We start from the raw sequence: 22,701 nt of genomic DNA on the forward strand, positions 1-22,701 counted from the left end.
GGAATTAGCCGCCGGGCAAAGGTAGTAGCAGGAGACAGTTATGCCCACAATGCACTCGGCCATATCCCCGGCCGTGACCGCCGAACATCCCCAAAACAAGTGGTACAAGCATCTGTATGTGCAGGTGCTCATCGCCGTTGCCATCGGCATCCTTCTCGGCCACTTCTATCCCAACGCCGCGCAAGCCATGAAGCCGTTGGGCGACAACTTTCTGAAGCTCGTGAAGCTGATGGTCGCTCCGCTCATCTTCTGTACCGTTGTGCATGGCATTGCCAGCATGCGTGACATCAAGGCGGTCGGTCGTCTGGGCGGCAAGGCCCTCATCTACTTCGAGGTCATGACCACCCTGGCGCTCGCGATTGGCTTACTGGTCGTCAACATCATGAAGCCTGGGGTGGGCATGCATGTCGACCCGGCCACTCTCGACGCATCCTCCATTGCGGCCTACACGAAGGCAGCGCATGAACAAACCGTAGTCGGCTACCTCTCACATATCATTCCCCATACGGTGATTGGCGCGTTTGCCGAGGGTGACCTCCTCCAGGTCTTGTTCATCTCCGTTATCTTTGCCTTCGCCTTGCAGATGCTCGGCGAGAAAGGCAAGCCCATGCTGGACGTTATCGACTCCGCAGCGAACACGTTCTTCAACATGGTTCGAATCGTGATGTACGTGTCGCCTCTTGGCGCCTTCGGAGCCATCGCCTTCACCATAGGGAAATATGGCATTGGGTCGCTGGCCTCCTATGGGCAGTTGCTCGCGACGTATTACCTGACGGCTGTCCTATTTGTCGTAATTGTGCTCGGCGCGGTCTGTCGGCTCGCCGGGTTCAGCCTGTTCCGCTTTTTGCGATACATCCGCGAAGAGCTGCTGATTGTTTTGGGCACATCGTCGTCCGAATCGGCGCTACCACGCCTGATGGCAAAGCTCGAACGACTCGGCTGCGACAAGTCGGCAGTCGGTCTCGTCGTCCCGTCCGGGTACTCCTTCAATCTGGATGGCAGCTGCATCAACATGACCGTACTGGCCATTTTCATTGCACAGGCCACCGACACGTACCTGTCGCTGGGACATCAAATCACGCTGTTGGCGATTCTGCTCTTGACCTCGAAGGGGGCAGCAAGTGTGAGCGGCGGCGCATTCATCGTCCTGGCCGCTACGCTTGGGACGATTCCTGGTTTCCCTGTAGCTGGACTGGTGCTCGTTCTCGGTGTCTATCGTTTCATCTCAGAAGGTGGCGCCATCGTAAACGTCATCGGAAATGGCATCGCAACCATCGTGGTCGCCAAATGGGAAAAGGTTCTCGACGAAGAAACGCTCCATCGCGAACTTCAGCAGGGTCCCGACTTCAATTAATCAGTGACGGCTCCAATCGCTGGCATCAGACTGCCCAGTTAGCAAGCCAACTCAACGAGGAAGCATCATGTCCGCCAAGAAGATTCACATTCAAGAGGTCGCAACGCGCGATGGCTTTCAGAACGAATCGAAGTTCGTCGAGACGGAAGACAAGGTAAGTCTCGTCAATGCCCTCAGCGCTTGTGGCTATGCGAAAGTAGAGGTGACATCGTTCACCTCGCCCAAGGCCATCCCCGCCCTTAGGGACGCTGAAGCTGTGATGCATCTCATCACTCGTCAGGAGGGCGTTGTCTACACGGTCCTCGTCCCCAACGTCCGCGGCGCCGAACGTGCCCTTTCCTGCAATGTCGACGAAGTAAACCTCGTCATGTCGGTGAGTGAGAGCCACAATCGCACGAACCTTCGCATGTCGCGCGAGCAGTCTTTTGCTCAACTCTCTGACGTCATCCAGGTTGTCCGTACCACTCCAACCGCCATCAACGTTTCCTTGTCTACAGCGATGGGTTGCCCGATGGAAGGCGATGTACCCGTCGAGACCGTACTTGACTGGATGCAACGATTCGCCGACCTGGGTGCGCATGGCGTGACCCTGTGCGATACCACTGGAATGGCCTATCCGTCTCAGGTGAAAGCACTTTGCGAGGCAGCCAAACGCCAGTTCCCAGCCCTCGAGCTCACCATGCACTTCCACAACACGCGCGGTTTGGCTCTTGCGAATACCCTGGCAGCGCTGGACGGCGGCATCGACCGATTCGATGCATCTCTGGGCGGTCTTGGTGGTTGCCCCTACGCGCCGGGCGCGACTGGCAACGTCTGCACGGAAGAATTGGTCCACATGCTGGAGCTGGACGGCTACAACACGGGGGTGGACCTGGCTGCCATCCTCGCCGCATCAGCACGCCTTCCCGACCTCATCGGCCACGATGTCCCGAGTCAGCTCCTGAAGGCAGGTCGCCGCTCTGACCTCCATCCGATGCCGTCGACTGAAAGTCTGCCGGAGCAGAATGCATTCGCAACCTCCCCTAACTAGGCCCAGCCGATTAGAAGCATGACGGCCAAAGCCCGCTCCGGTGGGCCTTGGCCGTAGTTCATTGTCAACGTTCGGGCTACTTGCTTCGGCCCTCAGGCCTCAGAGAGCTTCACCAAAAAAGACAGGGCCAGTGCGCGTGCTGCGCGACTGGCCCTTTTTTAACGCAGTACGGTTGCTCGACAGCTATGCTCTCCGATGCCGCGCAGAAGCGAAAAGACGAGTTAGTTGGAGAGAAGCGTCTTCAAGCAGAACACCGGCGTTCTCCATGGCATAGCTCAGCGATGCAGGACCTTGCTGGATTGAGATACATCCATCGAAAGCCGCAGTCAACTCATCGCTCGGCTCCAACGCGCCCGATATGAGGGAAACGGGTACGTCAGCGTCTCTTGCCATCGTGGCAATCATTGCTGGTCCCTTTCCCATCATCGTCTGTGAGTCGGACCGTCCTTCTCCGGTAATAACCCAATGGAAGTCTCTCAGCCCTTCCTGGATGCCAGCAGCCCTCAGCACGAACGTGGCGCCGGAGACCATTTCCGCACCCAGCAGACGCAAGGCGAATCCAATCCCACCCGCGGCGCCACTACCCTCGTCCTGAGCAAAATCGATTCCGATTCTGGCTGAACAGCGCTCAGCAAATCGCAGCAGCGTAGCGTCGACAGCGGCGAGCGCTTTGACCCCCTTCTGAGGACCGAAGACATAGGTGGCCCCGGAAGGGCCGCACAACGGGCTGTTGACGTCCGAAAGTCCGATAAGACGCACACCCGCCAAGGCATCCAGTGCTTCCGTATGAATCTCCCGAACTTCTTGGAGGTTCTCGAGAATCGGAGACAATGATGAACCAGTGGCGTCCATAAACCGGAATCCAAGTTCCGACAACATGCCAGAGCCGGCCTCGTTGGTGGAGGAACCGCCAAGGCCAACGGCGATGGTATCCACGCCGCGAGCAGCAATCTGCCTGATAGCCTGGCCGATTCCCTTAGTTGTTCGCCTCTCTGGTTCAACCACAGCGTGCGGGAGCCCAACGACGTCCGCCACCTCGAGAAACGCTATCGAACCGAACTCGGCGCTCTTTCCACGAAAATACCGCACCCTCTTCTCTGCGCCATTCGCGTCGGAAACCCGCACGTCACTCCACTCGCCAGGCAAGGTTGCAGCGAGGACCTCTGCTGTACCCTCACCACCATCGGCAATGGGAGCCAATGTTACCTGGGCTTCAGGCACAGCCCTCAGAACCCCGGCACGGATGCGTTCTGCCACAACCGAGGCGCCCAAGCTGCCCTTGAATGAGTCGGGGGCAACCAGAACACGAAATCCTACCTCGCTCATGCCGGCACCCCTTCGAACGTGTGAACAATCGCTCCATCGGCACGAGCCAATTCCGGCAATTTTGCGACGCGGGCAACGTGTACCATATTGGTCGAGCCATGCATGCCGAACGGCATACCGGCAACGATGACGATTTCTTCTCCCTCTGAGGCGAATCCTTCGGTCAATGCCGCGTTACTGGCCACTGCAATCATCTCATCTACATCCTTGACGTCAGGTACCACGGATGCGTGTACGCCCCATGTAAGGCACATCCGGCGCGCCACTTCGAGAGATGGGGTCACCCCGACAATCGGCGTCTGGGGCCGCACACGAGCGGCCCGCAACGCCGTCGCACCTGACGATGTGTAGGCAATCGTGGTCTTAGCACCGACTGTGCGGGTAATGTCGCGAAGAGCACCGCACACGGCATCCTGTCGATTCGAGAGCGCGGAGACCTGTTGCGCATCAATCATGTTCCGGTAGAGCGGGTCAGCCTCAACTTCACGGATAATCCGGTCCATCATCTGGACAGCTTCGCGCGGGTACCGACCGGAAGCAGACTCAGCCGAGAGCATCACCGCATCCACGCCGTCGTAAATTGCGCTGGCGACGTCCGATGCTTCTGCCCGTGTGGGAACAGGAGCGGAAATCATCGACTCCAGCATCTGTGTCGCGACAATTACCGGACGTCCTAACTGTCGGCACACTCGGGAAATACGCTTTTGCACAGCGGGCACACGTTCAGGTGGCAGCTCTACGCCAAGGTCCCCACGGGCAACCATCACCGCATCCGCCTGCAATGCAATCTGTTCGAGATGTTCGATGGCTGCAGGCTTTTCCAGCTTCGCAACCACCGTCGCACGGCCGGCAATGCGCGCTTTCGCAGCGGTCACATCCTCCGCAGTCTGCACAAAGCTAAGCGCGACCCAGTCTGCCCCCATACGAAGCGCGAACTCCAGGTCAGCGATATCTTTCTCGGTCAACGCAGGTATTGGGATGACTGCATCGGGAACGTTTACACCCTTGCGCGAAGAAAGGACGCCACCGGTAACGACGGTGGTAGTCATCCTATCTGCCTCGACGGTCTCGACGCGCAGCTGCAACTTCCCATCATCAATCAATAGCGTCTTCCCTGGCTCGGCACAGTCAAAGAGCTCCTGGTGCGGCAGACACACGCGACTGGCATCTCCTAGCTCCTGCGAGCGGTCGAGAACGAATTGCTCGCCCTCGACCAGCGTGCTCGGCTCGCGCATCAATCCGATTCGTAGCTTTGGGCCCTGCAAGTCTGCCAACACCGCAATCGGCCGCCCTGTTTCCGCCTCAACCTGACGGACAAAGCCATAGTTCTGCTGATGGGTCTCATGGGACCCGTGGCTGAAGTTGAATCGAAAGACATCGGCTCCAGCCGCGAACAGCGAGCGAATGGCATCCAGGGAGGACGTCGCAGGCCCCAGCGTCGCGACAATCTTAGCTTTACGATAGCGTCTCATGGTGTTCGCCCTTTGGCAGAAAAGTTCCGGTCAAACTACGACGTTACGCGGACTGCCCTGGACAAACGCCGCGATGTTGTCGAACAACTGGTCCGTCAGACCTTGGACGGCTTCGTCGCTGGCCCAGGCAACGTGGGGAGTCAGAATGAAGTTGGGCTCGTCTTTCAACTGATTGAAAGGATGGTCTTCGCCCGGCGGCTCTTGCGTGGCGACGTCGAAGCCCGCGCCAGATACCTTCCCCGCCTTCAGCGCATTGGCAAGCGCAGATTCGTTCACGAGGCCGCCTCGTGCCGTATTGATGAGCAAGGGGCGCTTTTCCATCATGTCGAATTCCGCGGCGTCGATGAGGTTGCGTGTCTGCGGCGTCAGCGGGCAATGCAGCGTGATGATGTCGCTGCGGCGGAGCACGTCTTCAAACGGCGTATACAGAGGCCCCATGTCATTGCGCCCCTTGTAAGTAGAGAAGAGCGGCTGCATGCCCAGCGCGCGAGCCAGCGCCGCAACGGACTGCCCCAACACCCCATCACCGATGATGCCCAGTACCGAGCCATGCAGGTCTTTGATGGGGTAATCGAAGAAGCAAAACGTCCCAGCCTCCTGCCACCGGCCCTTCCGCACAGCATCGTGATAGGCCGTCAGGCTGCGGCGCAGCGCGAATATCAGCGAAAATGTGTGTTCGGGAACCGTGTGCACGGCGTAGTTGCGAATGTTGGAGACGACAACGCCGCGCGCCGCACATGCCTTGATGTCCACGACATCCGTGCCGGTCGCCGCAACGGCGACGAGCTTCAGTTTCGTCGCGCTCTCCAGCTGCTGGCCACTGAGCTTCACCTTGTTGGTAATCACGACATCAGCGTCGGCGATGCGCTCCGCTACTTGTGCGTCGGCCGTCTCGTCGTGGAGGACGAGCTCATGCGAGAAAGGCAGCGTCTTGAGCGTCGTCTGCGGGGAGATGGTCGAACGGTCCAGGAATACAATCTTCATGGGAATAGTGCCGGGATACGGTCAGAAGTGAATTTCGCGCGGGCCTCGTTGGGACTCGCCAACTTGATGGAACGGATAGCGGGCGGCAAGGCCGCCCGCTATCCGCTTGCATGATGACTGGAAGGCTGCGATAGGTGAATCGCGGTTTTGTTGACCGTCCTTTCCCAAATGGAAAAGGTTATGTGGTCATGCCTTCCTTATCTCGCTGCTGCTTCGCCTTAGTCAACCGTCGCGCCAGACGTTTTGACAATCTTGGCCCACTTTTCCATGTCGGTCTTCAACATGCCGGAAAGCTGTTGCGGGGTTGCTCGCGGCAAATCTGCCCCCTGGGCCCTCAGCTTTTCCTGGACAGACTTGTCGTCAAGAACCTTGTCCACCGCATTCGTCAGCTTGGTCAGGACATCCTTCGGTGTGCCATGCACGGCGTAGAGCGCGACCCAAAGGTCCCCGTTGTAGTTGGGGATGGTTTCAGCAATGGCCGGGATGTCTGGTGCGGCGCTGGAGCGCTTGGCGGAACTCACCCCGAGTGCTTTCAGCTTGCCGGCTTTGATATGGGAAATGACCGACGGAAGGCTAGCGAAAGCCAACGGAATTTGGTTGCCCAACAGGTCGTTGAGCGCCGGGCCAACCCCCTTATATGGCACATGCTCCAAGGAAATGCCGGCCATGTTGTTCAGCATTTCGCCCAACAGGTGATTCAGTGAACCATTGCCTGCCGAACCAAAGCGGTATTCGTTCGGCTTGCTCTTCGCCAAGGCAATGAGTTCCTTCATGTTGTTCGCCGGAAACGCAGGGTTGGCTACCAGGACGTTCGGTACGCTGGCCACAAGCGCCACCGGCTCGAAGTCCTTCACCGGGTCGAATGGAATTCTCTTGTACAGCGCTGGGTTGATGGCCTGGGTGCTACTGATGGTGAGCAGAACCGTGTAGCCATCCGGATTGCTGCGAGCCGCATACTGGCTGCCGATGTTGCCGCCGGCGCCCGGTCGATTGTCAACGATAAACTGCTGCCCAGTAGACTGGGAAAGTGCGGCACCAATAATTCGGCCGACGATGTCGTTCGTTCCGCCGGGCGCTTGCGGCACCACGATGGTTACAGGCTTCGACGGATAGTTGTCCGTAGCAGCGGCGTTCGCGAGCGACGCGCCGAAAAGAACGCAGGCAAGTGCCATGCGAACCGGTCGATTCATTTCGTGTCTCCTTGGGGGTTACCGGCCCTCTGACGTGGCTGGCTAAACTGAAAATCCGCTTTCTCAAGCCACCGCGCGGTCTCGGACCTCGACAACCTTCTTTGCCATCCGGATGTTGGCGTAGTCCACCAACTTTCCATCCAGCTGAACGGCGCCACGCCCTTCCCGTTCGGCTTCAGCAAGCGCAGCCACAACCCGCTGAGCCGCTGCGTACTCTTCATCCGTGGGTGTGAATGCTCGATTCGTGAAGGCCAGTTGCATGGGATGAATGACCTGCTTGCCGTCATAGCCCATAGCTGCTGCCTTCAGCGCACTCGATTCACTGAGCGCTGCATCGCGGAAGGCACCGCAAGGACCGTCAATCGCTCGCAGCCCAAATGCGCGGGCCGCAACCAGGATGCGCATCATCGGATAGGCCCACATGTCGAGCGCCGTATTGGCATAACCGGCTTCCGCGCGGGATATCATCGTGTACTGAGGATGCGACAGACCGATTTCGACGCCCTTTGCCCCAATCGAGGCGCCAAAGTCGCCCACGCCGAAATGCAGTGCTTCGAGGCTCCCGCCTGCGGCAGCGATTTGCTCGCAGTACACCAGGCCTTTGGCTGTCTCAATCATGGCTTCGATGGCGACGGCCGTCCCCGCGACCTGCTGCTGCACGGCGGCGATTTCGTCAGCGGATTCGACCTTGGGGAGTAGCACGCCGTTGAGCCTCGATGCAAACCGCACTAGAGTCTCGATTTCCTGCCGTTGGCGGAGTCCCGCGCCGTTAACCCGTACTACGATGACCTTGTCACCCCACTCGAGTCCGTTAATGGCGCGCACTGCCGCGCCGAGTGCCGCTGCCTTCATCGTCTCGGGAACGGCGTCTTCCAAATCCAGAAAGACGGCATCTGCATCCGAGCGTGCGGCAGACGCCACCAGCTTGTCCTGATGGGCAGGAACGGCGAGATAGGTTCGCGTAATTCTCATTGTGCGCTCCCAGCACCGGACGCCGACTCAAGCGTTGCTTCACCCAAGCCAAGTTCGGCAAGAACCTGAGCCGTATGCTCGCCGACAGCTGGCACAGGACCGAGCACCGGTTCAATGCCCTCAATGATGAGCGGCGGCTTGAACACCTGAAGCGGCCCAACCGGGCTGTCGACGGTACGGATTCGGTCGCGTTCGTGAAGCTGCGGATGCTGGAGAAACTCAGCGACATCATTGAGACGGGCATTGGCAATGGATGCGGCGTCAAGCTTTTCGGCGACCTCGTCGCTCGACCATTTGGCGAACCGCTCCGTAATCACGGCCTCCAGCTCGGCATGGTTCGCAAGCCGGTGGGGGTTCGTATTGAAGCGCGGTTCGGCGGCGATAGACGCGTCCTCGAGAACCCGAGCGCAAAAGGCTTGCCACTCGCGTTCGTTCTGGATGCCAAAAAATACTGCCTTGCCATCCCCGGCCTTGAACGGCCCATACGGTGCAATGGTGGCGTGTCGCGCACCGGCGCGCGTAAGGGGCGTCCCGCTGTCGCGCGTGTAGTAAGCCGGATAGCTCATCCACTCAGTCATGCTGTCGAATAGCGAGACCTCGAATGCGGTTCCCTTTCCCGTCCGCTCGCGGCGGTACAAAGCCATGAGGACGCCGTTCAGGGCGTACATGCCCGTGGCAATGTCGACAATAGACAAGCCGCATTTAGCCTGCGCTTCCGGCGTCCCGTTAATGGACAGGAAGCCGGTCTCACATTGGACCAGCAAGTCGTACGCCTTCTTGGAACGATATGGACCGGTCGAACCGTAGCCCGAGATGTCGCAAGCAATCATTGAGGGATGGCGGGCAACGATGCTTTTCGCGTCCAGGCCAAGTTTCTTGGCCGCGCCGGGGGCAAGATTCTGCAGGAAAACGTCGGCCTTCTCGAGCAGCGCATCGAGCGCACGGCGGCCGTCCTCGGTCTTGATATCCAGGGCGACGCTCTCCTTTGTGCGGTTCGTCCAGACGAACTGGCTGGACATGCCATGCATGACCTTGTCATAGCCACGAGCGAAGTCACCGACCTCCGGGCGCTCGACCTTGATGACGCGTGCACCCCAATCTGCCAGGTGACGCGTTGCCATCGGCGCTGCGATTGCCTGCTCGAGCGCTACTACTGTGATTCCGTCCAACGGGAGATTCATGGGGCACCAGCCATCTTGTTGCTTGAGTGGCTAGTGTCGGAAATGCTCCGGCACCCGTAAATCATTGGATTTCGATGGCGGCCGTTCCAGATGTTGATGGCTCAGGTAGTGGTCTGCGACGCCTGTGACAAATGCTCGACAAATTGTTGCGCCGCACGCGGGAGGGCATCGTAGTCGCGATAGCCAATCTTCATTTCCAGCCCGGCCCATTCATCCAGCAAAGGAACCGTGCATAGTTCACCTCTATTGTGCTTTGCAGCAACAGTCACGTCCGTCATGATGCCAATCCCCACGCCGGCGGACACCATCGTTCTCATGGCGTCGAAGCTCGTAACCTGGAGCCGTGTGCGGATGGGGCGTTGTAACCCTTCGGCTGCCTGGACGGACAGCCGATGAATCATGCTGCCTTCGTGGAACGCGACATGCGCGAAGTCCAGTGTCTCCGCGAAATGCACGCCCGATTTTCCGGTCAGTGCGTGGCCATCAGGAACAACCGCGACAAGGCGAGCCAAGCGATAAGGTACTGTCTCAAGCCCTGCGTGAGGCGTCTCAGACCAGAATAGGCCGACATCGGCCAGCCCGTCCTTCAAAGACCGGACAATATATGGACTGCTCCACTCCTCCAGTCTTACCTCGACCTGGGGGTAGCGAACAAGGAACTCCGGAAGGTCGCGGTCTAGGAAGCCAACTATCGACGTACTATTCGCGTAAACGCGAACGTCACCTTTCGTGCCCTCGCTGTACTGACTCATGTCGGCACGCAAGCGCTGAAGCAAGTCGACGACGCCTTTGGCATGCTCAACGAGTTCCAAGCCGGCGGCGGTGGGACGAACACCTCCGCTGTGCCTGTCCAGAAGGCGAGCCGACAGGGCATCCTCCAGGTCGCTGATTCTCTTACTCACCGCCGAAGCTGCCATGAAATGCCGTTCGGCAGCTCGTGCCAAACTCTGCTCCTCAACGACAGTGAGAAAAATGCTTAGGGTTGTTGGGTCTATCCGCACAATCTTAGGGGCAATAGGTAGGTAGAGGCTGCGAGCGGAAAGCATAACCGATGCGGAAACCCATCCCACCTCCGCCCTGCTGGCGGAAGTTCAGCCTTGCGAGCCGTTTGCCGCGGCTCCGATTGTTCGGACTAGTTGGGCCCCTCACGAGGCCCGCTTTCTATCTTCGGCTAGCGCCGAACGCTCGCGTAGTAGTCCCGGACGAGGTCCAGCCGGCTATTGTTGAACCCACTTCCAGGCTGCACCGCGTTGCCGAACTCGATATACCGCTCCTGCGAAGTTTGGAACATGGGCCACGCGACCTCCTCCGGGCTCCCCGGCTTCCCCGTCTTTGCGAAACTCACCCATGCGTCAGCCATCGCCCCTGCAATCCTAGTATCCACGTCTGTGAACGGCAGTTGCTTGCCGCGGTGCGACGCGGTCAGGTTATCGAATGCGTACTGCAATTCGTCACCGTGCACAGGTTCTGCAACAGCATCGTTGCGGTGCCGAGAGAAGAGGTAGCGATATGCCGGCAATCCAGCTTTTGCGTATGCGCGAAGCAGCTCGCGCGTGCCGTAGTTGAATTGCGTATCGCTGTACATATCGGCTGTCATCTTGTAAATCCGCGTGTCGGACTGCACACCGTACTCGGCTCGCGCCTTCGATTCAAAGCCAGGGAAATTCCGGTCTACATACGAGAGGTAATTGGACACGGACGACTGCACGTATCCCTTCGCCGCACGCCCACCTTCGTCAGCGTTGCTTCCTATCAGAATCGGAATGGAAGAAAGCGAGCCGGAGGCGATGACCTGATAGTCGGGCTGCGCAACGATATCTCCATCCTGGACGATGCTAATCATCGCCGGAACAGTCATCCGCCCGTCTGATTTCGGACCTTTGCTCTGCAGTTCGACCAGTTGCTTTCCTGAGAGCTTGCGCAGCGATGCAATATCACCATACTGCGCTCCAAATGCTTGTGCTTCTGCTTGTGTGGCCTGCGGCCGCAGCACGCCGACACTTTGCATAATGGCCTGCTGGAACAAGCCTTTCGACTTGGGCGACAGCAGCATCGTACTGATGGAATGCGCGCCTGCCGACTGACCAAAGACGGTCACCTTTGACGGGTCGCCGCCAAATTCCGCGATGTTTCGCTGTACCCAACGCAAGGCCGCCATCTGGTCCATTAAACCGTAGTTCCCCGACGTATGAGTCGGCGATTCAGCCGCAAGCGCGGGATGTGCGAGGAAGCCCAGAAGACCCAGCCGGTAGTTGATGGTCACGACCACCACACCCCTGCGTGAGAGCGCTTCGCCGTCGTATGTGGGATGCGAACCGGAGCCATACCGAAATCCACCACCATGAATCCAGACCATGACGGGAAGCTTGTCGGTAGCGGCGTGGGCTGGTGTCCACACGTTCACCCGCAGACAGTCCTCGCTCATGCCGTTACCGCGCAACTCAGGGTACTCGGCGGGCTGTGGGCAGTCGGGTCCGAAGCGGCTTCCATCAAGCACGCCCGTCCAAGGTTGAACGGGCTGTGGGACTTTCCATCGAAGCTGCCCTTCCGGCGCAGCCGCATACGGAATACCTCGGTAGCTCTTTACAGCATCGCCAATTCCAGAGACTTCACCGCCTTCTGTCTTCACTGTCGACATGCCAGCGGCATTACAAGTAGTCGCGATGGCAATGCCAATCACTGCTGCGGCCAAGTATTTGGCTCTCATCATTGTCTCCGGGGACTATTGTTATTCGGCGGTGATGTTCCCGTCCTTGATGACCTTTGCCCAAGTGGAAAGCTCCTGGGACACGAACTTGTCGAGCGCTCCAGGGTCCATGTAGGCTGCAAATCCACCCTGCTCTTCAATCTTCTTGCGATAGTCCGCGCTGTCTACGACTTTCTTAATCGCAACTGAGAGCCTCTTGACGATGTCGGGAGGAGTTCCAGCGGGAGCAAAGACAGCAAACCAGGACTCGACGTCGTAGCCCGGCAAGCCTGCTTCAGCGGACGTTGGCACATCGGGCATGGACGGATGACGCTTGGGACCTGTGTAAGCCAGCGCCTTCATTTTTCCTGCTTTGACCTGGCCAATGACAGAAGGCGGCGTGGTGACAAACATGTCCACCTGACCACCAATGAGGTCACTTACCACGGGGCCGGCTCCTTTGTACGGGACGTGGGTAACAGGAACCATTGCCTGCTTGCCGAACATGACGCCAGCGATATGCTGGATGGAGCCATTTCCCGATGACGCATAGAAGAGACCACGATTGTCCTTCCTGCCAAACGCGATGAGCTCTTTGAGGTTTTGTGCTGGAATCTTTCCGCTGACCACGACCACATGGGGGGCGCGCATGACGAGAGCAACTGACGCGAAGTCAGAGGGCTTCCAGCGTGCCTGCGGGAACAACGCGGGATTGCCCACGTGATAACCGGAATACTGCATGAGAAGCGTGTAGCCGTCCGGCTTGGCCCGGGCTACGGCCTCGGTACCAATATTGCCACTGGCACCAGGCCGGTTTTCGATAACGATAGGCTGCCCAAGGTCCTTGGCCAGTTGTTCGCCAACAAGCCGTGCGACGATATCCGTCGAGCCAGCAGGTGCGCTCGGCACAATCATCGTAATGGGCTTGCTTGGGTAGGCGTCGGCTGCAAACGCCGACGTCGCTAGCGTGAGGACGAGCGTCGTCACGGAGGCTTTCGCGCTCCAGTTCATTTTGTGTCTCCTAGTTGATATTTTTTTTGCAGGCGACCCTATGGAGTCGTCCCATTTTTTGATGAGTACCGCGATTGTCTGAGGCGGGCTGAGAATTCGTCAGCCATCTGCTCTCTCAGAAATCTCGATGAGGTTTAGGTCTGGGTCCCGGAGGTAGATGGAGCGAATTCGATAGTTCGCGCCGGTCCGGGCAACCGGGCCTTCGATGATGCGGGCACCCTTCTCGTTCAGTTGCTTGATGACGTCATCGAGTGGAAAGGATGCGATAAAGCACAGGTCCAGTGCGCCTGGCACTGGCAGATGAGCCTTCGGCTCAAATTCGTGCCCCTTCACGTGCAGGTTGATTTTTTGCTCGCCGAACTTGAATGCCTTGCGGCCTTCGCCAAATGTCTCAAGAGTCATCCCCAGCAGGCCGACGTAGAAATCAACACACGCCTTTTCGTTGCTGGTGGTCAAGACGAGATGGTCCAAGTGGTGAATCACAGATGCCCCCTTCTTGCGAATTCGCGAATGGTCTCAATTTATTCCCGCTGAAACTGGGAGAGGAATTCCTAATTTCGCATGTAGCCTTCGTGTTTTGAGAAGGCATCACCTTTTCGGACTGCTAACATCCGGCAATGACACAGGACCTCATCAATCCCGCACGCGTCGACTTCGTCACACTTCGGCTCTTTTGCGCCGTCGCCCAGACGGGCAGCATTACCAAGGGGGCGGAGCGATGCAACCTCGCGTTATCCGCAGCAAGCCGGCGCATCTCGGATTTTGAGGCTGCGTCGAAGGCTGTCCTGCTGGAAAGAACGGCGCACGGGATTCGGTTGACGCCGGCCGGGCACGTGGCCCTGCAACATGCAATGCGACTTTTCCAGGGATTCGAGTTGTTCAGTAACGAACTGAGCGAGTATTCGAACGGGTCTCGGGGTCACGTTCGGCTGTGGGCCAACATGTCCGCTCTGGTTCAGTTCCTTCCCGCGGCACTTGAGAGCTTCCTGCATCTATATCCCGACACACGGGTCGAGGTTGAGGAACAGCTAAGCGGCGACATCGTCCGCGCACTGGTGGAAGGAATGGCAGATGTTGGAATTTTCGTTGAGGGGCCTCCTACGCACGGATTGAACGTCCTGCCCTACCGAGTTGACCGCCTGGTCGTCCTTTGCTCAAAAACGCATCCCTTGGCAGAGGTGGATGAAATCGACTTCCGTAGCTGCCTTTCATACGACTTCGTTGGCCTAAACCGTGGAAGCTCACTGCTGAACACCATCTCCAACGCGGCCCATGACAGCGGCTTCCCATTGCGCTTACGCGTCCAAGTGCGCAGCTTCGATGCAATGTCCGAGATGATTGCGTCGAACCTGGGAATCGGGGTACTGCCCATCGGCGCCTGCTTCCGGAAGCTTGAGCCTATGGGCCTGAAGGCCATACGGGTTTCAGATGCATGGGCCAACCGGAGACTTCTCATTGCGACTAGCTCAGCCCGAGCCTTGGCCGGGTCCGCCGCCCTCCTTGTAGAGCACTTGAGCAAGTCTTCGAATTAGCCGGGCCCTAGCGCAGCGCTCCTGCGGTCGTCCTGGGAGCCTCCGCATTTATCTCTGAAGCCCAGAGGGTTTTCCCCATCTCGCGCCAAACAACGTATGCATTAAAGTATGCGTTAACGCATGCATAGCCTTGGGGCGTCAGCTTCACGCAGAGATGAATATCAAACCAATGCCCACCGCATCGCTGGCCGACGCGGCTTACGACAAGATTCGCCAGCGTATTCTGGACAACGCCTGGCCCCCGGGATACCGCGCTCTCGAACAAGAGGTGGCCCTCGCACTTGGGATGAGCCGCACGCCTGTGCATGAGGCGCTGGTCCGCCTCCACGCCGAGCGCTTGATTGATTTGGTACCACGCCATGGAATGCTGGTGCTGCCCGTGTCGCCCAATGACATGCGGGAAATCTATGAAGTACTGACCGCGCTTGAATGCATGGCAGCGGAACTGGTCGCGCGCAAGAAGCCGAGCAGTCGAGAACTGGCTCCGCTGACGACTGCCACTGACGAGATGGAACTGGCGCTCAAGGCTGATGACCTAGAGGCATGGGCCCGCGCAGACGAGCACTTCCACGTCGCATTGCTAGAGCTGGCCGACAATAAACTGCTCGCGGAAGCCGTCATGAAGCACTGGGACCGCGCTCATCGTGCGCGGATGTTCTCTCTGAGGCTGCGCCCCAAGCCCGTGAACTCGACGCAAGAGCACCGTGCCCTGCTGGCGCGGCTGCTCGCTGGGGATGCAGAAGGTGCCGCCCGCGAGAACCGCTCGCATAGGGAGCGGGCCAGCCGAGAACTATTGGCAATCTTCGAGCAATACAAGCTCGCACACATGTGAGGCACGCGTGACTAGCTACGATATCGCTGTTCTGCCGGGTGACGGCATTGGCATTGAAGTTATGAATGCCGCCCTCGAAGTCCTTCGTGCGCTTGAGCCACGCATCGGGCGCAAGTTCACGACGACGGTGCATCCGGCAGGGGCGCAGCTCTACGCGGAGACGGGCACCGCGTTGCCCGATTCGACTCTGAGCGCCTGTCGGAAAGCGCACGCCATTCTGTTCGGCGCAATGGGTCTGCCTCACGTACGCGCAAAAGATGGCACCGAAGTCATCCCGCAGCTCGATATCCGCTTCGCGCTCGACTTGTACGCAGGTGTGCGTCCCATCAGGACCTGGCAAGGCTTGCCGGTGCCGCTGCGTGACCCACGCGCAGCCGAAATCGACTTGGTTCTCGTGCGTGAAAGCACGGAAGGCCTTTTCTTTGCGCGCGGCCGAGGAACCATCGAAGGTTCCGGCGGCGACTCGTACGCCTTGGACACGATGAAGATTACCCACAAGGGCACCGCTCGTGTATGTGACTTCGCGCTACGGCTCGCCGAGCAACGTAAAGCCACCGGCAAACGCGGCCATGTCACGAACGTGGACAAGGCCAACGTGTTCACCTCCATGGCTTACTGGCGTGACATCTTCGTGGAGCGAGCCAAGGAGTTCCCGGCCATTACCACGGAAAACGCGTACGTGGATGCCATGGCCCTGAATCTGGTCATGAAGCCGTGGCAGTACGACGTGTTGGTTACCGAGAATATGTTTGGCGACATCCTCTCCGACCTCATCGCAGCCTTGGTCGGCGGCATGGGCATGGCGCCGTCGGCAGACATCGGTGACGAACACGCAGTCTTCCAGCCTGCGCATGGCACCGCACCGGATATTGCTGGTCGCGGCATTGCCAATCCAAGCGCGATGATTCTCTCGGCGGCAATGATGTTGGACTGGCTAGCCGTTCGCCATGACGACCCAACGCTTGCAGACGGCGCGCGCGCCATCGAGTCAGCGCTGCAAAAATCCTTTGCTCAGAAAGAGGTCATGCCGTTCGACTTCGGCGGCTCGAGCACCACGACTGACATCGCTAACGCTGTGCTCCGTAATCTGTAAAGCTATCAGGGAACGCCCGAGACAAAAAACATACACGGGCGTGACTTCCTCGTTCAGGAGACAACGCACCTTTCGGTGCATCATTGAGGAATAGCAACAATGACCGACATCCGTATGTCGCGCCGGCAGTTCATTGCGCTGCCGGTAGCTGCCGCATGCCTGACCCTGCCCCCTTTACCGGCATTCGCGCAGAGCTATCCAACCCGCCCCATTAAAATCGTAGTGCCTTCGCCGCCAGGCGGCACGACAGACTTTCTGGCACGCGCAGTGGGAAATCGGATGCAAGGGACTTGGGGACAGGCAGTAGTCATTGAAAACAAGCCAGGCGCTGGCCTTCGGCTCGGCGCTGACTACGTCGCCAAATCTCCCGCGGATGGCTACACACTCCTTCTGGCAGCTGTCCACCATTCCATCGCACAGGCGGTGTACAAGAAGCGTAGCTACGACCTTGAGAAGGACCTCGTTCCCATCAGCATTATCGCGGATGTCCCGAATGTGCTGATTGTCCCCGCATCGCTACCGGCCAAGAACGTGAAGGAATTCATCGCTCTGGCAAAGGCGCAACCAGGAAAGTTGTCATATGGAAGCACAGGCAACGGAACAGCCCATCATCTGATTGGCGAACAGTTCAACGACATGGCAGGTACCAAGTTGCTGCACGTCCCGTATAAAGGCAGCGCGCCCGCTCTTACAGACCTGATGGGCGGACAGATTCAGGCGATGTTCGACACGGCATCGTCTTGCTTGCCGTACATCACGTCCGGCAAAGTTCGGGCGCTCGCCGTGACATCGGCGAAGCGGTCCGCGGCATTGCCTGATGTACCAACGCTTTCCGAATCCGGACTGGTAGGATTCGACGTCGTCACCTGGTTCGGCCTGATGGCACCGGCAGGCACACCGAAGGAAGTCGTTGCGCAACTACAAAAGGAAATATCCCGCGCGCTGGCAATTCCTGAGATGCGCGACCAGCTACTTAAAGCGGGTGCAGAACCTGTAGGCAGCACGTCGGAGCAGATGGCCCAGCAGATTCACGGTGAGGTACAACGCTTCACCGCCCTTGCCAAAAAGGTAAACTTGGAGCTTGAATGAGCAACTGCTCAACGCATCTGCAGTGTGTGGTGCTTGTCGAACTAGCCATCGAGCCAACACGAGTCGATGAGTTCCTTCCACTAATGCTCGAAAACGCGTCGTCCTCACTGGCGCTCGAACCTGGCTGCCATGTGTTCGACGTCTGCCGAGCGCCGGATGACCCCACTCGGTTCATTCTTTATGAGGTGTACGAAGATGAAGCGGCGTTCCGACAGCACTTGGAAACGATTCACTTTCTCGCATTTAATCAGCAAACTGAGGCTTATACGATTTCAAAATCGATTCGCATTTTCGAACGCATCGAACCGATGGGAGACCAAGCCGTCTTTGTTGCAAGACGTTGTGCCCGCTTAACACGGTGACATGGTAGTTCGACATGATTAGTCTATGCTTCCTCAGCTCAAACATCTGCCGTTGCTCAACCGAGCCGCTAAGTAAATTCGAATCAGAGAAAAAATCCACGGCCTGCAGGGGATTTTTCTTTCATGCGCAACAAGCAGCGGAGTTCAATTCCTCCAGATGGCGCCCAGTCGCTACAGCTCAGTACAGCCCGTGCGGCTCCAAGACCTTGCGAAGCCACTCTTGCTCTCGCACTCCGGTCGCAATCTCATCGACGATTTTCTGCTCGTTCTTCGCCGTGACCGCAACAGCTTCAAGCAGCGCTCCGGCTTGAGCAAGGGGAAAGGCAACTACGCCATCCTCGTCGCCTATGACCACGTCTCCGGGGGAAATGAGCTGCCCCCCGATGGATACCGGCACATTCATCGCACCAGGGCCCATTTTGTACGGCCCACGATGGCTGACAGCGCGCGCATAGCAAGGGAAGTCCGCTTCATAGAACGCTGCCATATCGCGAATCGCACCGTCCAGCACGAATCCGGCGCATCCTCGCGCAGCCGCATATCGCATGATGAGTTCGCCAACTAGAGCATTGGTGGCATCACCGCCTCCATCGACAACAAGGACGTGGCCTGGCTGCAATTCCATCAACGCCTTATAGATGAGCAGATTGTCGCCGGGCCGTGCCTTTACGGTGACTGCCGTTCCGACAAGCTTGCGGCTGCGGTTGAACCGCTGTAACCCCGTCACCCCAGACAGCCGCTGCAGATTGTCACTGATGTGCGGTGTCACCACGTTGCCGAAAGCCTCGATGATCTCCGTGGGGGCAAGAGGAGGGACGGGATTGAGTGTGAAATTGGACGTTGCCACAAGAGTCTCCAAGAAGGAATAGCGCTATGTACCAACTCTCGGGCAACGCCAGGGGTCTGTAAATTCCAAAAACCGGATGGATTTGATACGCCAAACCTATGGATTAGGTACTTGCATAGCGCTATCCGTGGGGGACTGAACGCTGGCGAGTTGAGACGACTTTGCCACTTGCGAGTATTTCGATAGCCGCTTCCACTGCCGGACTTTGCCTGCTCTTCGACCACGCCATCGCAGTTGTGACTACGCTCACGGCCTCCCTCAGGGGACGGACAACAACACTTTCGGGGGCCGCCTTCTTCATGGAGGACGGCACAAGGGCAATGCCCTGACCACACCCTACAAATGCCACTTGTGTCGCAACCGTTCTCACTTCGTGAAGGATTCTCGGCGAAAACCCTACCGCCCGACAGGTTGCAATAATGCTGTCGAAGTAGGTCGGGCTGACCGCGCGCGAGAAGGTAACAAAGGGTTCCTCCGCCAGCGTCGCAAGCCGAATTCTTGGCATGCTCGCGAACCTGTGTGTCTTGGGCAGCGCCACTGCCAGGCGGTCCTGCTTCAGTGGCAAAGCACCAATCGTCGTGCCGAGCTCGCCTTCCAAACGGGCAAATGCCAAATCGATATCTCCCCGCTCGAGTGCGGGAACCGCATCCACGCTGTCAATCTCGGTCACCGAAACCGTCAGCTGGGGGAACCTCTTCCCCAGTTCGTCGATGAGGCTAGGCAGTGTGTCGACGAGAGCAGAAGAGATAGCGCCAATCGAAAGCACCCCAGTGCTGCCGGTGATAGCTTCCTGAACCGCGAGTTCGAGTCGGTCCAGTTGCTCTGCAAATTTCCGGACAGCCGGAAGAATCGCTACTCCGACTGGCGTCAGGGTGGCCCCCTTTCTGCCTCGCTCAAAAAGCTTGACCTTCAGCGCCTGTTCCAGCACCTGAATCTGTTCAGTAAGCGGGGGCTGGGACATGCCCAGCCTCTTCGCGGCACGTCCAAAGTTCCCCTCTTCGGCCACAGCCAAGAAGAGATACAGGTGCCGAACAAGCCTGAAGTTAATCATGACAATTGATAGGTTTGGCGTATGGATTGGTTACTGGAATCGGAATTTACATTTCAAACTCTAGCGCCGACAGTAAGCCCATGGCAACCCACCGCACCCTCTCATCATGAGTACCTCTTCCTTGCTGGACCGCCTTTCATCGCTGGACACCAACACGGTTTCCGATGCGCTCGACTTCCTGAACCTGCCCGGTGCGACCTACGGCATCCGCCCCCTTTGGGACTGCCCCAAAATCGTCGGACGCGCGAGCACCATTCAACTCGGCCCCAAGACTGAAGCCAAGCCAACGGTCCACCTCATCACGCCGGTCGTCGCGCAAATCCAGACGGACGACCGCATTCTCGTCATCGCTGGCGGACTGGAAGGTATTTCGTGCTGGGGGGACATTCTTGCAAACGCTTCCGTAGCCAAGAAAGTTCGCGGCTCCGTCATCGACGGTGTAAGCCGGGACATCGAGGGAAGCGAATCCATCGGCTATCCCGTCTTCGGGCGCGGCGTCACGATGATTAGTGCACGTAACCGCGTAGTCCAGATCGACTCGGGCAAGGCGGTCACCTTCGCAGGCGTTGTCGTCAGTGAGAACGACTACGTCATCGCAGACCGCTGCGGTACGGTCTTCGTACCGGCGGACCGAATCGAAGAGGTGCTTGATCTTGGCGAGCGTATCGCTCGTCGGCAGGACGGAATGGTGCAGGCGGTGCGTTCGGGACGCTCCGTCGAGGAAGTCATGCACGACAAGGAATTCGACGCCATCAACAGCAAGGAGGCAAAATGACTGACAAAGACCTGGTAGCCCTTTTTGAGGGTCTGGACACTCCCGGCGTATCCGATGCAATGGACCGTCTCGGCCTGCCTGGTCAGTGCCTGGGCATCGCACCGCTGGACAACTATCGCAAGCCCATCGTCGGCCCTGCTTTCACCGTGAAGTATGTGTCGGCAAGCACGCCTCCTGGCACTGTTGGCGACTTCATCGACGACGTGCAACCTGGCGACATCATTGTCATCGATAACGACAGCCGCACGGACTGCACGGTCTGGGGTGACATCATGACGCAATATGCTGGCACGCGCGGCATCGCCGGTACCGTGATTGACGGCGTCTGTCGTGACGTAACGAAGGCGCTCGGCGATGGATATCCGCTGTTCACGCGTGGCCGTTTCATGCGCACCGGCAAAGACCGCGTACAGGTGCAATCGGTGAACACGCCGATTTCCGTGGGAACCGCTCGCGTTTGCTCACGTGACATCGTGATGGCAGACGCCAACGGCGTAGTCGTTATCCCGCGCGAACGAGCCAAGGAAGTGGCTGAACTTGCACGCAAGATTGAAGACGTCGAATCGCAGATTCGCGAGCACATCGCCAACGGCAGAACGCTCGGTGAAGCCCGCGAAGCGCTGGGCTACCACACCTTGCAGAGGAAGGCGTGATGGCAGACGAACTCCGGCGATTGAACGTCAATCTCGCCAACGCTCAGCCGTCGGCGACCTATCGCGTGATGGACCGTGTTGCTGCCAAGCGAGCGACCGGTGCGAAAATCATCTCCCTGAGCGCCGGCGAGCCGGACTTCGACACGCCTGCGCACATTTGTGAAGCAGCCATCGGCGCCATTCGTGGCGGCCACACGCGCTACACCCAGGTTGCAGGCCTTCGCTCGCTGCGCGAAGCCATCGCCGAGAAGTTCAAGCGCGAAAATGGTCTCGATGTGAGGTGGCAGGACACCATCGTCTGCTCGGGCGGCAAGCAGGTCATCTACAACGCCCTGGCAGCAACATTGAACACTGGCGATGAAGTCATTGTTCCTGCTCCGTACTGGGTCAGCTATCCCGAGATGGCGCAATTGTGCGGGGCCACACCCGTGGTCGTCCAATGTGGGGCCGATGTTGGATTCAAGCTGATGCCCGAGGCACTGAGCAGGGCGATTACTCCGCACACGCGTTGGCTGATTCTCAACTCCCCGTCCAATCCGACCGGTGCTGTCTACTCTCGAGACGAGCTGGCCAGGCTGGGAGAAGTGCTGCTGGACCACCCTCATGTGCTCGTGCTGTCTGACGATATCTACGAGCACCTCACCTTCGACGGAGAGCAGTTTTTCACCATTGCCCAAGTCGAGCCACGTCTGATGGACCGGACGCTCACCATGAATGGCGTCTCCAAGGCGTATGCCATGACCGGCTGGCGCATTGGATTCGGGACGGGACCAGCTTGGTTGCTGGAGGCGATGGAGAAGCTGCAAGGACAGCAGACCTCCGGCGCATCCTCGATTTCGCAGCATGCGGCACTCGTTGCACTGCAAGGCCCACAGGACTTTATCCGGGATTCGAAGGACGTGTTCCAAGCTCGTCGGGACATGATGGTAGAACTGCTGAACAACACGCCCGGACTTAGCTGTGCTGTGCCGGGCGGGGCTTTCTACGCGTTTGCGTCTTGCGAAGGTCTGCTCGGCAAGTCCACCCGGGCCGGCACGCTGTTGCGTACGGACGAAGACGTCGCGCTCGCTCTGCTCGAGGAAGCAAACGTCGCCGTGGTACATGGCTCGGCTTTCGGGTTAGGACCCTACATTCGCATCGCTTACGCTCTGGACAATGAATCTCTGCGTAAAGCGTGCGAAGCCATTCGCGAGTTTTGTCTGTCTCTTCGGTGAGATAGAAGGCGGGGTCAGAGTCAGCTCTGACCCTGCTTCCAAAATAA

At 58.5% G+C, this 22,701-nt stretch carries 22 protein-coding genes; 10 read left to right on the forward strand and 12 right to left on the reverse strand.

Annotated features, from left to right (window positions below; genetic code table 11):
• Positions 1-40: 40 nt before the first annotated feature.
• Together MFF62_RS24590 and MFF62_RS24595 are read left to right on the forward strand one after the other, a co-directional pair.
• Positions 41-1,354: a dicarboxylate/amino acid:cation symporter gene (locus MFF62_RS24590; protein ID WP_283205375.1), complete on the forward strand. Its 1,314-nt coding sequence runs from the start codon at positions 41-43 to the stop codon at positions 1,352-1,354.
• A 67-nt stretch (positions 1,355-1,421) separates the two neighbouring features.
• A complete protein-coding gene (locus tag MFF62_RS24595) occupies positions 1,422-2,384 on the forward strand; it encodes a hydroxymethylglutaryl-CoA lyase (protein ID WP_238265742.1) in 963 nt (320 codons plus the stop codon).
• 183 nt (positions 2,385-2,567) lie between these two features.
• Here MFF62_RS24595 and MFF62_RS24600 read toward each other — a convergent pair whose 3' ends face one another.
• The 10 genes from MFF62_RS24600 to MFF62_RS24645 all read right to left on the reverse strand — a co-directional run bounded on the left by MFF62_RS24600 (position 2,568) and on the right by MFF62_RS24645 (position 13,689).
• Positions 2,568-3,710, reverse strand: a complete 1,143-nt coding sequence (locus tag MFF62_RS24600) for a glycerate kinase (RefSeq protein ID WP_238265743.1) — start codon at positions 3,708-3,710, stop codon at positions 2,568-2,570.
• Positions 3,707-5,182: a pyruvate kinase gene (pyk, locus tag MFF62_RS24605; protein WP_238265744.1), complete on the reverse strand. Its 1,476-nt coding sequence runs from the start codon at positions 5,180-5,182 to the stop codon at positions 3,707-3,709. Before pyk ends, MFF62_RS24600 begins: the two co-directional genes overlap by 4 nt.
• Positions 5,183-5,212: 30 nt before the next feature.
• The gene (locus MFF62_RS24610; RefSeq protein WP_238265745.1) at positions 5,213-6,166 is read right to left on the reverse strand and encodes a D-2-hydroxyacid dehydrogenase; all 954 of its coding nucleotides are present in this window, start codon (positions 6,164-6,166) and stop codon (positions 5,213-5,215) included.
• Between the two features lie 218 nt (positions 6,167-6,384).
• Positions 6,385-7,356 (reverse strand): Bug family tripartite tricarboxylate transporter substrate binding protein, encoded by a 972-nt coding sequence (locus MFF62_RS24615; RefSeq protein WP_238265746.1) that lies wholly within the window; start codon positions 7,354-7,356, stop codon positions 6,385-6,387.
• A gap of 63 nt (positions 7,357-7,419) precedes the next feature.
• A complete protein-coding gene (locus tag MFF62_RS24620) occupies positions 7,420-8,328 on the reverse strand; it encodes an HpcH/HpaI aldolase/citrate lyase family protein (RefSeq protein ID WP_238265747.1) in 909 nt (302 codons plus the stop codon).
• Positions 8,325-9,509 (reverse strand): CaiB/BaiF CoA transferase family protein, encoded by a 1,185-nt coding sequence (locus MFF62_RS24625; protein WP_238265748.1) that lies wholly within the window; start codon positions 9,507-9,509, stop codon positions 8,325-8,327. Before MFF62_RS24625 ends, MFF62_RS24620 begins: the two co-directional genes overlap by 4 nt.
• Positions 9,510-9,610: 101 nt before the next feature.
• Positions 9,611-10,555 carry a LysR family transcriptional regulator gene (locus tag MFF62_RS24630; protein ID WP_283205376.1) on the reverse strand — a complete coding sequence of 315 codons (945 nt, stop codon included), beginning with the start codon at positions 10,553-10,555 and terminating at the stop codon, positions 9,611-9,613.
• A gap of 125 nt (positions 10,556-10,680) precedes the next feature.
• On the reverse strand, positions 10,681-12,216 hold the full coding sequence (locus tag MFF62_RS24635; protein ID WP_238265750.1) for a carboxylesterase/lipase family protein: 1,536 nt from the start codon (positions 12,214-12,216) through the stop codon (positions 10,681-10,683).
• Between the two features lie 21 nt (positions 12,217-12,237).
• Positions 12,238-13,206 carry a Bug family tripartite tricarboxylate transporter substrate binding protein gene (locus MFF62_RS24640; RefSeq protein ID WP_238265751.1) on the reverse strand — a complete coding sequence of 323 codons (969 nt, stop codon included), beginning with the start codon at positions 13,204-13,206 and terminating at the stop codon, positions 12,238-12,240.
• Positions 13,207-13,305: 99 nt separating this feature from the next.
• Positions 13,306-13,689, reverse strand: coding sequence for a VOC family protein (locus MFF62_RS24645; RefSeq protein ID WP_238265752.1), 384 nt, complete (start codon positions 13,687-13,689; stop codon positions 13,306-13,308).
• A gap of 134 nt (positions 13,690-13,823) precedes the next feature.
• On the opposite strand from MFF62_RS24645, the gene MFF62_RS24650 reads away from it, so the two are divergent.
• From MFF62_RS24650 to MFF62_RS24670, 5 genes are all read left to right on the forward strand, one after another.
• A complete protein-coding gene (locus MFF62_RS24650) occupies positions 13,824-14,738 on the forward strand; it encodes a LysR family transcriptional regulator (RefSeq protein ID WP_238265753.1) in 915 nt (304 codons plus the stop codon).
• A gap of 154 nt (positions 14,739-14,892) precedes the next feature.
• A complete protein-coding gene (locus tag MFF62_RS24655; protein ID WP_238265754.1) occupies positions 14,893-15,570 on the forward strand; it encodes a GntR family transcriptional regulator in 678 nt (225 codons plus the stop codon).
• A 7-nt stretch (positions 15,571-15,577) separates the two neighbouring features.
• Positions 15,578-16,663, forward strand: coding sequence for an isocitrate/isopropylmalate dehydrogenase family protein (locus tag MFF62_RS24660; RefSeq protein WP_238265755.1), 1,086 nt, complete (start codon positions 15,578-15,580; stop codon positions 16,661-16,663).
• 99 nt (positions 16,664-16,762) lie between these two features.
• The gene (locus MFF62_RS24665; RefSeq protein ID WP_238265756.1) at positions 16,763-17,752 is read left to right on the forward strand and encodes a Bug family tripartite tricarboxylate transporter substrate binding protein; all 990 of its coding nucleotides are present in this window, start codon (positions 16,763-16,765) and stop codon (positions 17,750-17,752) included.
• The gene (locus tag MFF62_RS24670) at positions 17,749-18,114 is read left to right on the forward strand and encodes a putative quinol monooxygenase (protein ID WP_238265757.1); all 366 of its coding nucleotides are present in this window, start codon (positions 17,749-17,751) and stop codon (positions 18,112-18,114) included. Before MFF62_RS24665 ends, MFF62_RS24670 begins: the two co-directional genes overlap by 4 nt.
• A 178-nt stretch (positions 18,115-18,292) precedes the next feature.
• Here the strand turns inward: MFF62_RS24670 and MFF62_RS24675 are convergent, their stop codons facing one another.
• Together MFF62_RS24675 and MFF62_RS24680 are read right to left on the reverse strand one after the other, a co-directional pair.
• Positions 18,293-18,961 carry an RraA family protein gene (locus MFF62_RS24675; protein WP_238265758.1) on the reverse strand — a complete coding sequence of 223 codons (669 nt, stop codon included), beginning with the start codon at positions 18,959-18,961 and terminating at the stop codon, positions 18,293-18,295.
• A gap of 121 nt (positions 18,962-19,082) precedes the next feature.
• Entirely contained in the window at positions 19,083-20,012 is a 930-nt protein-coding gene (locus MFF62_RS24680) for a LysR family transcriptional regulator (protein WP_238265759.1), read from the reverse strand.
• 106 nt (positions 20,013-20,118) lie between these two features.
• Here MFF62_RS24680 and MFF62_RS24685 point away from each other — a divergent pair, with 106 nt between their 5' ends.
• Genes MFF62_RS24685 through MFF62_RS24695 form a run of 3 tightly spaced genes read left to right on the forward strand, consistent with a single transcriptional unit; the run spans position 20,119 to position 22,654 of the window.
• Positions 20,119-20,787, forward strand: a complete 669-nt coding sequence (locus MFF62_RS24685; protein ID WP_238265760.1) for an RraA family protein — start codon at positions 20,119-20,121, stop codon at positions 20,785-20,787.
• Positions 20,784-21,440, forward strand: a complete 657-nt coding sequence (locus tag MFF62_RS24690; RefSeq protein ID WP_238265761.1) for an RraA family protein — start codon at positions 20,784-20,786, stop codon at positions 21,438-21,440. The genes MFF62_RS24685 and MFF62_RS24690 overlap by 4 nt, the downstream gene beginning before the upstream one ends.
• Positions 21,440-22,654 (forward strand): pyridoxal phosphate-dependent aminotransferase, encoded by a 1,215-nt coding sequence (locus MFF62_RS24695; RefSeq protein ID WP_238265762.1) that lies wholly within the window; start codon positions 21,440-21,442, stop codon positions 22,652-22,654. Before MFF62_RS24690 ends, MFF62_RS24695 begins: the two co-directional genes overlap by 1 nt.
• Positions 22,655-22,701 lie beyond the last annotated feature (47 nt).

The sequence above is a fragment of the Cupriavidus pauculus genome (assembly GCF_022179805.1).
Classification (GTDB): Bacteria; Pseudomonadota; Gammaproteobacteria; order Burkholderiales; family Burkholderiaceae; genus Cupriavidus; species Cupriavidus pauculus_E.

Coding starts and splice junctions, on each gene's coding strand:
- MFF62_RS24650 (WP_238265753.1), top strand. CDS start 13,824: ATGACACAGGACCTCATCAATCCCGCACGCGTCGACTTCGTCACACTT.
- MFF62_RS24610 (WP_238265745.1), bottom strand. CDS start 6,166: ATGAAGATTGTATTCCTGGACCGTTCGACCATCTCCCCGCAGACGACG.
- MFF62_RS24695 (WP_238265762.1), top strand. CDS start 21,440: ATGGCAGACGAACTCCGGCGATTGAACGTCAATCTCGCCAACGCTCAG.
- MFF62_RS24615 (WP_238265746.1), bottom strand. CDS start 7,356: ATGAATCGACCGGTTCGCATGGCACTTGCCTGCGTTCTTTTCGGCGCG.
- MFF62_RS24640 (WP_238265751.1), bottom strand. CDS start 13,206: ATGAACTGGAGCGCGAAAGCCTCCGTGACGACGCTCGTCCTCACGCTA.
- MFF62_RS24665 (WP_238265756.1), top strand. CDS start 16,763: ATGACCGACATCCGTATGTCGCGCCGGCAGTTCATTGCGCTGCCGGTA.
- MFF62_RS24685 (WP_238265760.1), top strand. CDS start 20,119: ATGAGTACCTCTTCCTTGCTGGACCGCCTTTCATCGCTGGACACCAAC.
- MFF62_RS24690 (WP_238265761.1), top strand. CDS start 20,784: ATGACTGACAAAGACCTGGTAGCCCTTTTTGAGGGTCTGGACACTCCC.
- MFF62_RS24630 (WP_283205376.1), bottom strand. CDS start 10,555: ATGCTTTCCGCTCGCAGCCTCTACCTACCTATTGCCCCTAAGATTGTG.
- MFF62_RS24600 (WP_238265743.1), bottom strand. CDS start 3,710: ATGAGCGAGGTAGGATTTCGTGTTCTGGTTGCCCCCGACTCATTCAAG.
- MFF62_RS24595 (WP_238265742.1), top strand. CDS start 1,422: ATGTCCGCCAAGAAGATTCACATTCAAGAGGTCGCAACGCGCGATGGC.
- pyk (WP_238265744.1), bottom strand. CDS start 5,182: ATGAGACGCTATCGTAAAGCTAAGATTGTCGCGACGCTGGGGCCTGCG.
- MFF62_RS24620 (WP_238265747.1), bottom strand. CDS start 8,328: ATGAGAATTACGCGAACCTATCTCGCCGTTCCTGCCCATCAGGACAAG.
- MFF62_RS24625 (WP_238265748.1), bottom strand. CDS start 9,509: ATGAATCTCCCGTTGGACGGAATCACAGTAGTAGCGCTCGAGCAGGCA.
- MFF62_RS24680 (WP_238265759.1), bottom strand. CDS start 20,012: ATGATTAACTTCAGGCTTGTTCGGCACCTGTATCTCTTCTTGGCTGTG.
- MFF62_RS24655 (WP_238265754.1), top strand. CDS start 14,893: ATGAATATCAAACCAATGCCCACCGCATCGCTGGCCGACGCGGCTTAC.
- MFF62_RS24670 (WP_238265757.1), top strand. CDS start 17,749: ATGAGCAACTGCTCAACGCATCTGCAGTGTGTGGTGCTTGTCGAACTA.
- MFF62_RS24635 (WP_238265750.1), bottom strand. CDS start 12,216: ATGAGAGCCAAATACTTGGCCGCAGCAGTGATTGGCATTGCCATCGCG.
- MFF62_RS24590 (WP_283205375.1), top strand. CDS start 41: ATGCCCACAATGCACTCGGCCATATCCCCGGCCGTGACCGCCGAACAT.